The organism is Roseburia sp. OF03-24 (assembly GCF_003463035.1).
In the GTDB taxonomy this organism is placed as follows: domain Bacteria; phylum Bacillota; class Clostridia; order Lachnospirales; family Lachnospiraceae; genus Roseburia; species Roseburia rectibacter.
In genome coordinates, this window is the sequence record NZ_QSCK01000056.1 from 1 (window position 1) to 10,690 (window position 10,690).

General features: G+C 41.6%; 9 protein-coding genes. All 9 read right to left on the reverse strand.

Annotated elements, in window-relative coordinates:
- Positions 1-128: 128 nt before the first annotated feature.
- Positions 129-1,577, reverse strand: a complete 1,449-nt coding sequence (locus DXA60_RS17920; protein ID WP_117922629.1) for a 4Fe-4S dicluster domain-containing protein — start codon at positions 1,575-1,577, stop codon at positions 129-131.
- A gap of 144 nt (positions 1,578-1,721) precedes the next feature.
- Positions 1,722-2,858: a hypothetical protein gene (locus DXA60_RS17925; protein WP_117922630.1), complete on the reverse strand. Its 1,137-nt coding sequence runs from the start codon at positions 2,856-2,858 to the stop codon at positions 1,722-1,724.
- Positions 2,859-3,094: 236 nt separating this feature from the next.
- A complete protein-coding gene (locus DXA60_RS17930) occupies positions 3,095-3,721 on the reverse strand; it encodes a hypothetical protein (RefSeq protein ID WP_117922631.1) in 627 nt (208 codons plus the stop codon).
- A gap of 63 nt (positions 3,722-3,784) precedes the next feature.
- Entirely contained in the window at positions 3,785-5,860 is a 2,076-nt protein-coding gene (locus tag DXA60_RS17935) for a heavy metal translocating P-type ATPase (protein WP_117922632.1), read from the reverse strand.
- Between the two features lie 157 nt (positions 5,861-6,017).
- On the reverse strand, positions 6,018-6,350 hold the full coding sequence (locus DXA60_RS17940) for a DUF6110 family protein (RefSeq protein WP_117922633.1): 333 nt from the start codon (positions 6,348-6,350) through the stop codon (positions 6,018-6,020).
- Positions 6,351-6,520: 170 nt separating this feature from the next.
- Positions 6,521-8,404, reverse strand: coding sequence for a heavy metal translocating P-type ATPase (locus DXA60_RS17945; protein WP_117922634.1), 1,884 nt, complete (start codon positions 8,402-8,404; stop codon positions 6,521-6,523).
- A 236-nt stretch (positions 8,405-8,640) separates the two neighbouring features.
- Entirely contained in the window at positions 8,641-8,859 is a 219-nt protein-coding gene (locus tag DXA60_RS17950; RefSeq protein ID WP_117922635.1) for a cation transporter, read from the reverse strand.
- A gap of 44 nt (positions 8,860-8,903) precedes the next feature.
- Positions 8,904-9,263 carry an ArsR/SmtB family transcription factor gene (locus tag DXA60_RS17955; protein ID WP_117922636.1) on the reverse strand — a complete coding sequence of 120 codons (360 nt, stop codon included), beginning with the start codon at positions 9,261-9,263 and terminating at the stop codon, positions 8,904-8,906.
- Between the two features lie 484 nt (positions 9,264-9,747).
- Positions 9,748-10,518, reverse strand: coding sequence for an SDR family NAD(P)-dependent oxidoreductase (locus tag DXA60_RS17960; protein ID WP_117922637.1), 771 nt, complete (start codon positions 10,516-10,518; stop codon positions 9,748-9,750).
- Positions 10,519-10,690 lie beyond the last annotated feature (172 nt).

The window sequence follows — 10,690 nt, forward strand, 5'->3', positions numbered from 1 at the left end:
ACTTTCACCCATTAGAGCGCGCCCATGGCGCGCAAACCAAAAATGCCGCACAACCCTTTTACAGGCTGCACGGCATAATAATGCTCACTATTCTGTTTGCTTACCCGCGATGCAATGCTCCGCTCGTCCTACTCGCGGTGCATGGAGAAGCTTTCCATGTCGTAATTCTTTAAGTTGTCATGGATGGTACGGTCATCTGCCTGACCGATCAGGGTATCACGGTTCTTTTTAGAAGAAATCTGATCGTTGAACGCACTTGGACCACCAACGCAGCCGCCCTCGCATGCCATACCTTCAATGAAGTCTTCCGGCAGTCTTGCTGCTTTTAACAGAAGTAATGCTTTCTTACACTCTGCCGCACCGTTTGCCTTGCATACGGTTGCTGCGATCTCATCGTTAGACTCTTTTAAGCTCTCAAGTACTGCTGCTGTTACACCGCCGGAGTTTGCGAAACGTTTACCAAATGTAGATGCTGTCTGATCATCATTTGGACACGGCTGTAACTCAACGCCTTTTGCTTTCATCATTGCACGGATCTCGCTGTATGTTAATACATAATCTGCATTTCCCTCGATCTTCTGATCTGCAACTTCTGACTTCTTGGCAACACACGGTCCAATAAATACAGTGATCGCATCAGGATCTTTCGCTTTGATCAGACGTGAAACTGCGCACATCGGAGATACTGTTGTAGATACACACTCTGCTAATTCCGGATAATGTAAACGCACCATATTTACGAATGCAGGACAGCAGGAAGTAACTTTTTTATTTCCCTCTTTATAAGCCTCTGCCCACTCTTCTGCCTCATAAGCTGCTGTCATATCTCCACCGAGACCTACATCATAGAAATCAGTAAATCCCATCTCTTTCATCGCTTTTTTCCAGCTTGCCATTGTGATATCTGCACCAAACTGGCCTTCTGTTGCAGGAGCTGTCATTGCATATACATGCTTACCTGCTTTTAAAGCCTCGATTACCGGCACAATATAAGTCTTAGATGCGATTGCTCCGAACGGACAGCTGTGGATACATTTACCGCAGCGGATACATTTTTCTTTATCGATCACGGAAATGCCGTACTCATTGTATGTAATCGCATTGACCGGACAGCTGAATTTACACGGTCTCTTTAAATGTGCGATTGCATTGTAAGGACATGCCTGTGCACATTTTCCACATTCTTTACATTTGGAAGGATCAATATGGGAACGGTCTCTTCCCGGCTCGATTGCGCCAAATTTACATGCATTGATACATGCTTTTCCAAGACAGTTCTGGCAGTTCTCTGTTACAGTATAACTGGAAATCGGACAGTCCTCACATGCGGAGCTGATAACCTGAACCACATTTCCATCATCCTCTGCGCCCGGTGCTTTACCCTCTGCTAAACGGACTCTCTGACGGATGATCTCCCTCTCTTTATAAATACAACAGCGAAACTGCGGTGTCGGACCTGGAATGAGTTCTGTTGCGATGTGGTCTCTCTCTTCTTCAAGTCTGCCTTCAAATGCAAGCTTTGCGACTGTGTAGAGTACATCGTGTTTGATTTTAATCACATTTTCATCTGCATACATCGTGTTTTACCTCGCTCATCTTATCTTTGTTAACTTTTTAACCATCTTAGACATTATATATTATCTGTATGGAAATTCAAGTACTTCGCATGTTTTTATTGAGAAACACTTTGATTTTTTGCATCTTATTGAGAAAATAACAGTTCAAAATCCAGCAAACTCACCAAATAATCCTAACAATTCAAATCCATTCAATCCCATAAGATCACATTCTTCCCCCGTAATGTCCGTCATTTCACTCCCCTTTTTCACGGAAATTCTACCATTCAGACCATCTTCATCATCGGATTCAAATGTGAGTGTTCCGTCCCCCGCTGCAGGGTTTCCTGTAATAGCAGTCCAGACAGAGTGTGTCTCTTCTCCCTTTAAATATGTGATTTTCATGTTCTGCATCCGGAAGTCACCGCCCAAAAATAAAATTTCCATATTCTGCTTATTTCCATCAATTTCATAATTTACAGCGATCGCAGCCAGCTTATTCCGGAATAAATATACCTTACATTCCATCTCCCCCGCTACTGATACTTTGTCATAAACCGCCATAAATATTTTTCCGGCAGGATCTTCTGATATTTTTGTCCCATCTCCATATTTTTTCTTCGCAGCTTTCTCTGCGGCATCTAACACATTTTGTACATTATCACTGCTGGTCACAAACTGATAGCCCACACAATCTTTTTTCTGACCGTCAATTTCAAATTCCTGTTTTTCGATTTTATTGATCTTAATTTTATTAAATTCTTTCCGTGCTTCTTTTAATATATCTTTTCCAATCTCTTTTTGTTCTTTTCCACCGTATAATCCTGCCAGAACCGTATTAAAACGTTCCAGATTCTGTGAACCGATCTTTTTTGCAATATATCCGCTTTGTTTGTTACTGTTATAATCATATGTAAATACTTTCGAACTCAGTGACGGAAACTGTGCTTTCAGTTCCTTGTCATTTAGTACCATTACAAATTCCAAATCCTGCAGCTTATCAAGATCTAACGTTCCCCTTAACTGCTTCTGTGCAGAATCTGATGCATACTCTGCCTGTATCTTCTGTTTCTTCCACTGCCCTTCTATCGAAATGGTATAATCTTCCCCATTCAAACCGTCTGCCACCTGTGGCTGATCCTTGACCGTTTGATACATAGCATATAAAATCTTATCGCTCTTTCTTAAAAAAAATCCATTTTTTATCCCTGCAAACAGCACAATTGCCAGAACTACTATGATTCCTGCAGACAAAATCCATATTTTCTTTAATGTTTTCTTATGATCATTTTGTATTTCCATTGTAAGCCTCCATTTTCAGCCTGAATGATCCCGTTATTCTTACACATTCATTTTAATTTACGGTTTATTTTATTCTTTTTTCGTTCACTTGTAAACCAATAAAGCAAAAAAATGCTGCCTCCCATTTACAGGAAAGCAGCCATTTTTATGATCTTATTTTTTTATTTTAACACTCTTTTTTGCACTCCAGTTTCCATATACCTTTTTGCCGTTTACCTTGACATAAGAGCGCATTCTTACATAGTAGGTTTTATTTTTTTCAGTTTTGTATAAGTTGCAGATGTCTTGCCAGAAGAAATATTTTTCTTTACCAGTCCTTTTTTGAAATTAGAACTTGTTGCATACTGTAACTCGTAACCACTGATGCCTTTTACTTTCTTCCATTTTACAACCATCTTTTTGCCAGATGCATTTTTTACGCTGGTAACAGACGGCTTAGCTGGCGCACTTGCGGCATAATCCAAAGTAAAGTTGTAACTGCCGATGCCATACCCTTCTGTACGCTGTGTCAACGCAAGATAATAATTACCTGCTGCAAGTTCAAATGTCTCTGTCGTTTTACGTCCGTTAGAAAGTTCAAAATTATAAACCTGATTATAATTTTTATCATAAAACAGATATTTCAATGTATTATCGGTAGAATTTAACGCATTAAAAATAATTTTGCCCTTTGCCGGCACCTTAAATCTGAAATAATCAATGCTGTCATTCGCTGCCATCACGCCTTTGTACTTCTTTTTCAGGTCAATGGCATTTGCAGTATCGATCATATCATTATTTTTTGTCTGTGTCTCTGTAAAACTTTCTTTCAGATTATTCTTTGACACATTAAAAGTAACATTTTCACCAGACTTCAGTTTCAAATAATACTGTCCACCAGTCAGATATACGCTCCAGCTAAATGAATTATACGCATCCTTTCTTTGCTAATCCAGCAGATTCTGCATGCTCTTTAAACTGATCAAAAGTGTTGATGTATTATGCAGTAATGCTGATGTAGTCGGCTGTAAAATTCCTGCTACACCTCCAAGGATCAATCCAAGATTGAAACTTACGATAAAGCGGTAATTGCCGCGGATACGTTTCATCAGGCTGTCCGATAATAGTTTTAATGTTACGATCTGGTAAAGATCATCCGAGCCAACCGTGATATCTGCGATCTCTCTTGCGATCTCTGCACCATCACTGATCGCAATACCAACGTTTGCAGCGGAAAGTGCCGGGGAATCATTGATTCCATCACCGATCATGATCACCTTTCTTCCGGCTGCTTTTTCTTTCTCAATAAATCCAGCTTTATCTTCCGGCAGTACTTCGGAATAATACTCGTCCACACCGACACGCTTTGCGATTGCTGCCGCGGTACGTTCGCTGTCTCCTGTCATCATAACAACCTTTGTGATACCGGCACGCTTTAAGGAATTGACAACTGCTTCTGCCTCCTCACGAAGCGGATCTTCGATACAGATCACACCTGCCAGTTTTCCTTCGATAGCAAGATACAGATGTGAATATTCTTTTGGCAAAGAGTCAAACAGATCCTGCTTTTCTTCCGGAATCGTACAGTTTTCATCCTCAAAGACAAAATGGCTGCTTCCGATCACTGCACGTTTTCCATCGATCGTTGTTGATATACCGTGTGCTACGATATACTCCACTTTGGTGTGCATTTCCTCATGCAGCAGATGTTTCTGCTGTGCTGCATCCACAACAGCTTTTGCCATGGAATGAGGAAAATGTTCCTCTAAACATGCTGCGATACGCAGTAACTCATCCGAATCTGCACCGTTAAAGGATACGACGTCAACAACGGTCGGCTGCGCCTTTGTGAGTGTTCCTGTCTTATCAAAAACGATCGTGTCTGCATCCGCAACTGCTTCTAAGTACTTGCCACCCTTGACGGTCACATGATATAGACTTGCCTCACGGATCGCTGACAATACGGAAATTGGCATTGCCAGCTTTAACGCACAGGAAAAATCAACCATCAGTACAGATATTGCCTTATTTACATTTCTGGTCAGAAGATATGTTAATGCTGTACCGCCCAGTGAATATGGCACCAGTTTGTCTGCAAGATGCTCTGCTTTTCCTTCCAGTGCAGATTTTAATTTTTCAGACTCCTCGATCATGGTAACGATCTTCTCAAAACGGCTGGAACCACCGACTTCTTTCACAAGAACTGTAAGTTCTCCTTCTTCTACCACTGTTCCTGCATAAACAGAATTTTCTTTTACCCTCCGGACCGGAACAGATTCTCCGGTTAAGGATGCCTGGTTGACCATCGCCTCACCATCGCTTACCACTCCGTCAAATGGGATGACATTTCCCATATGAACCACAACTTCATCTCCCGGACGGATTTCTGAAGTTGTTACGAGTACTTCCTGATCTTCGCGCTTTAACCAGACTTTTCCTACATTTAAGGACATCGTACGCGCCAGATCATCCACGGATTTCTTATGCGTCCACTCTTCTAAGAGTTCTCCTATGCCAAGTAAGAACATAACCGAGCCGGCTGTCTCAATATCATTTCTGAAAATCGATACCCCGATCGCAGTTGCATCGAGTACCGGCACTTCAATCTTCCGGTGCCATAAGCACTGTAAACCTTTCCATATATATTTTACGGATTTGAACGTCGTGACACATGCCCGTACCGGATATGGCAGAAACATTTTACTTGCATAACGGCAGACAACTTTTTCGATCAGTTTCTCCTGATATTTCGCATTTAATTCACGGCCGGAATTTTCGATCACACCTGCGGGAACATCCACTTTTTCATAAGAAAACTGCTGTAATGTACGGATTATCTCTGCACGATCTCCAATATAAGAGATTACCGCATCCCCGGTTCGCTCATAAACTTTTGCAAACGTCACATATTTATTGCTGTGTAAAAAATAAAGAAGCGTATCTGCCTGTCCACAACTCATCCTGTACTGGGACACATGGATACGCATACGCCCTTTGATCTCATGTTTGATGACAAACTTCATATTTCTCACTCCATTTCCAGACTGTCTCTAAAAAAGGAAGCACCTGAGGATTTTCTCCCGGTGCTTCCTGTCGCGGTATAAGTAAGCCACTGCTTTTATATTTTCATCCTCATTTATTTATATGAAGAAATCCTCTCAGGACTACTTGTTTTACACCTTATTCTTCAACAGCTGCCTCGTTCTCTGCTGCACTGTCCTCTGTTTCTGCGGCTTTCTCTGCTTCATCTGCGAAAGCTGCTGCCTCTGCTGCTGCGGCACGCTCCTCGTTGATACTCTTAGCCTCCTCGTAGATATCACCGGCATTCTCCTGAACAGTTGTAACTGTGTTCATTACACACTCCTTTGCACGAAGTACTGCTGCTGTACAGTTTGTGTAAACTTTCTTAGCATCCTTGCTTGAGAGAACTTTGACACCTGCGGTTCCAAATAATACTCCTGCTGCAAAAATACCTGTTTTCTTCCAGTTAATTGCTTTAAAACAATCTAACATCTTATGTACCTCCTGTGGATTAAATTATTTGTATTGGCTGTCATTAACCGACTGCCCTCTCTGTAACATTTTAACGATTATATACCCTCATTTTTCCATTTTCAACTAAAAAAACGGCAAATGAGAAATTTTATCATTTGCCGTCTTTTTCATGTTTTATATTTCATTTTCTATTTTGTATTCAGCGTACGCATGGAGTTTAAAATTGCGATCACAGAAACTCCGACATCTGCGAATACTGCTTCCCACATATTTGCCATACCAAGGGCACCTAATAATAATACCAGGGACTTGATGGCAAGTGCAAATACAATATTCTGTTTTACAATGCCAAGTGTCTTTCTTGCAATTTTAACGAGTGATGCGATTTTTCGGATATCATCATCCATAAGCACAATATCCGCTGCCTCGATCGCTGCATCCGATCCCATGCTTCCCATGGCAATTCCGATATCTGCCCTCGTGAGTACCGGTGCGTCATTGATACCATCTCCGACGAACGCAAGCCGTTCTTTTTCATTCTGTGAACCTAATAACTTCTCCACTTCTCCAACTTTATCTGCCGGGAGCAGTTCTGCATGCACTTCATCAATGCCAAGTTCTGCTGCAACAGCATCTGCCGCCGCCTGTCTGTCTCCAGTCAGCATTACCGTCTTTTTCACACCGACCTTTTTCATATCAGCGATTGCATTTTTACTGCCTTCTTTGACTGTATCTGAAATTACGATACTTCCGGCAAATACATTGTTACATGCCACATAGACAACTGTTCCGGCAGTCTTGTTTTCCGTGTAGGCGATATTCTGCGCCTCCATCAGTTTTGCATTACCAAGGTATACTTCCCTGCCATCAATAAATGTATGGATACCGTGTCCGGCGATCTCCTCCGTATCTGTAACACGCTCCATGGAAAGCGTTTTTCCGTATGCTTCACGGATCGAGTTTGCAATCGGATGGTTGGAATACCCTTCACCGTAGGCTGCGATCTCCAATAATTCTTCTTTTCCAATCGTGTTATTTTTCTCTGCAGATGGCAGGACTTCAGAAACTTTAAATTCACCTTTTGTCAGCGTACCGGTCTTATCAAAAACGATCGTTGTCATCTCGGCAACTGCCTCTAAATAGTTGCTTCCTTTTACTAAAATACCAATCTTAGAGGAGGCACCAATTCCACCAAAGAAACCAAGCGGAACGGAAATAACAAGTGCACATGGGCAGGAAATAACAAGGAAGATACATGCTCTCTGTATCCAGTCTGCCCAGCCGCCGCCTAAGATCAGCGGAGGTAAGATTGCTAAAATCACTGCACCGATGGTAACAACCGGTGTATAGTATTTTGCAAATCTGGTGATAAAGTTCTCCACTTTTGCTTTTTTGCTGCTTGCATTCTCTACCAGTTCTAAAATACGGGCTACCGTAGAATCTTCGAATGCTTTTGTTACTTTTACTTTGATCGTACTGCTTCCATTCACACAACCGCTGATGATCTCATCACCGACGGTTGCCCTGCGTGGTACAGATTCACCGGTCAGTGCAGCTGTATCGATCATGGATGTTCCCTCTGTCACGATTCCATCAAGCGGGATACGCTCGCCCGGTTTTACAACAATGATGCTTCCCACTTCCACATCATCCGGATCTACCTGCGTTAACACGCCATCTTCCTCTATATTTGCATACTCCGGACAGATATTCATCATATCAGAAATAGACTGTCTGGATTTGCCGACCGCATAATTCTGGAACAGCTCTCCAACCTGATAAAACAGCATAACTGCAACTGCTTCCGAGTATTCTTTTACACCAAATGCACCAAAGGTTGCGACCATCATCAGGAAGTTTTCATCAAACACCTGTCCGTGACTGATGTTTCTTACCGCCTTAAAGACAATGTCATAACCAATCACCAGATATGGGATCAGATAGATCAGAAATACAAGCCACTGACCCGGTAACTGCTCTAATACTCCAGTATGTTCTAAAACCATTAACACTACAAACAGCACAAATGCAGTGATAATACGGTACAGCATTTTTTTCTGTTTTGATGTCATATCGTTTCCTCTTTTCTACTTTTATTTCATATGTTCATGTATTCATATGTTTTCTTTTTTGTAAGCCCGGTATGCATGTATTTCATACAACGTGCTGCCTGATATCTTTTCTCATGCGTCTTTTTATTTTGCGCAGATATATGTTCATGTGCAGCACTCCTTTTGCATAACCGGGCTTTTCCTGTATGAGACCGATTGTCACACACAACTATGTTATTGTTTTATTTGGATTTTTCTTACAGTAAGATCTTGCAGTCCGGTTCAACCTTTGCGCAGACTTTTACTACTTCTTTCATGATGTCATCAAATTTGTCATCTACAGCATCTACCATCATTTTCTGTGTCATGAAACTGACACTTGCGTCGTTAACACCTTCGATTTTTTTGATTGCCTCTTCCATTTTTGCTGCGCAGTTTGCACAGTCAAGATCCTCAAGTTTGAATTTCTTTTTCATTACCTCTTCCTCCATTTTCTTTTTAATATGAATTTTGTTTTTACTTACTCTTCGATATGTTCTCTTCCCTGGTCAATGATAGTCCTTACATGTTCATCTGCCAGTGAATAGATCACGGACTTTCCTTCACGTCGTCCGGTCACAAGCTTTGCCTGTTTTAAAATCTTAAGCTGATGTGAAATTGCCGACTGGTTCATGTTCAGCGACTGCGCCAGATCACATACACACATCTCAGACTGAAACAGTACGAACAGAATCCGGATTCTCGTGGAATCTCCGAATACCTTAAACAGTTCGGCAAGATCATATAATTCATCCTCGTCCGGCATCTGTTCACTTGCCGCTTTGATCTTATCTTCATGGACTTCATATGCCTCACAGCATGGTACATCGTTTATTGCCAAATCTTACACCTCCGGTCGTTCACATTATCATTTGAACATATTCTTATCTGTTCATATGTTTATGATAGTACCGATATGTGGATTTGTCAAGGGGATAAACGGTAATTTTAAAATATATATAGATTGTATAAAAAATGTACTTATCTTAATATACAAATATAGAAACAGAGCATCGTGTTACTGGGTGTGTTGACCTCTATTCACATGAATGGAGGTGGTGCCAATGAAGAAAAATCATTTTGATTTTCGGGATTTGATGCAGTTTGGTCTTTTCCTTCTGGCATTGCTGACGTTTATTTTTACGTTCTGCAAATAGCTATTTTTACATAGCAAAAAACCACCCTCGTATACTTGGCGGTTACTGGGTGGCTTTCTGCTAATCCATTAATAGGTCAACCACTTGTGGGCGATTGCTCCTATTTTTATTCTTAATATAGCACCTCTTAGAAAAAAAATGCAATGCGTTCATTATTGTAAATTATGTTTATATTCTCCGTATCAGAGCCCACATACCCATCATCAGATCTGCCGGGATTATTTTTGCGGCTGCCCGGTGCAGAGTGCAGACGATACCCGGTGTGGATACCGCGAGTCCAAGTTTCGCATCTGATAATGCATGATGTACTACATTTTTCTGACGGGAAGCAAGTGGGAAACTTCGGATGCAAGAACTGTCACTGCTCTTTTTTGCCCTGACGATAAACTCTGTATCTTTGATCCAGTATGGGCAGACGGCAGTCACACGGATTCCTGTTCCATAAAGTTCTACACGCAGTGCCCTGCTATAACGGTATAAAAATGCTTTTGTTGCCGCATAAACACTAAGATATGGGAAAGGCTGAAACGCTGCTGTCGAGCAGATCTGTAAAATACGTGCCCCACGTTTCATAAAAGGCAGTGTGATCTGCGTCATGGCAACAGCAGCCTTACAGTTCAAATCGATCATGCCATCCACATCGCTTCTTTTGATATCCCGCCAGGAACCGATCTTTCCATACCCTGCCGCATTGACTAATATGCGCACATCCGGCTTCTCCTTCCAGAGCATTGCCTCTATCTCCCGCAGCGTCTCTGGCTTTGTCAGATCCCCGGTAATGATTCTAAGATGTGTCTGACTTTCTTTTTGTAATGCAGTCAGGCGTCCTTTTCTGCGCGCGATCACCCACATTTCATCTAACTTTTCCTGTTTGCTGATCTGTTTTACAAATTCACTGCCGAGTCCGCTTGAAGCTCCTGTTATAATTGCTGTTTTCATAGATCATGTTCCTTTCTGCTTTTTCTATTAATTATAACAACATTTTTTCTTCTATACAGCTTTTTTGTTTCATTTTCCAATACATTATGAGCTCCCCCATAAATGCTGGTTTGTGGGTGATATGGGTTTCCTCGTGTAGGGTGGTTCCGGGGGTTTTCGATTGGCAAATTGC

Excerpts from the sequence above, each read along its gene's own strand:
- DXA60_RS17945 (WP_117922634.1), bottom strand. The coding sequence starts at position 8,404 with ATGACATCAAAACAGAAAAAAATGCTGTACCGTATTATCACTGCATTT.
- DXA60_RS17940 (WP_117922633.1), bottom strand. The coding sequence starts at position 6,350 with ATGTTAGATTGTTTTAAAGCAATTAACTGGAAGAAAACAGGTATTTTT.
- DXA60_RS17960 (WP_117922637.1), bottom strand. The coding sequence starts at position 10,518 with ATGAAAACAGCAATTATAACAGGAGCTTCAAGCGGACTCGGCAGTGAA.
- DXA60_RS17925 (WP_117922630.1), bottom strand. The coding sequence starts at position 2,858 with ATGGAAATACAAAATGATCATAAGAAAACATTAAAGAAAATATGGATT.
- DXA60_RS17950 (WP_117922635.1), bottom strand. The coding sequence starts at position 8,859 with ATGAAAAAGAAATTCAAACTTGAGGATCTTGACTGTGCAAACTGCGCA.
- DXA60_RS17920 (WP_117922629.1), bottom strand. The coding sequence starts at position 1,577 with ATGTATGCAGATGAAAATGTGATTAAAATCAAACACGATGTACTCTAC.
- DXA60_RS17935 (WP_117922632.1), bottom strand. The coding sequence starts at position 5,860 with ATGAAGTTTGTCATCAAACATGAGATCAAAGGGCGTATGCGTATCCAT.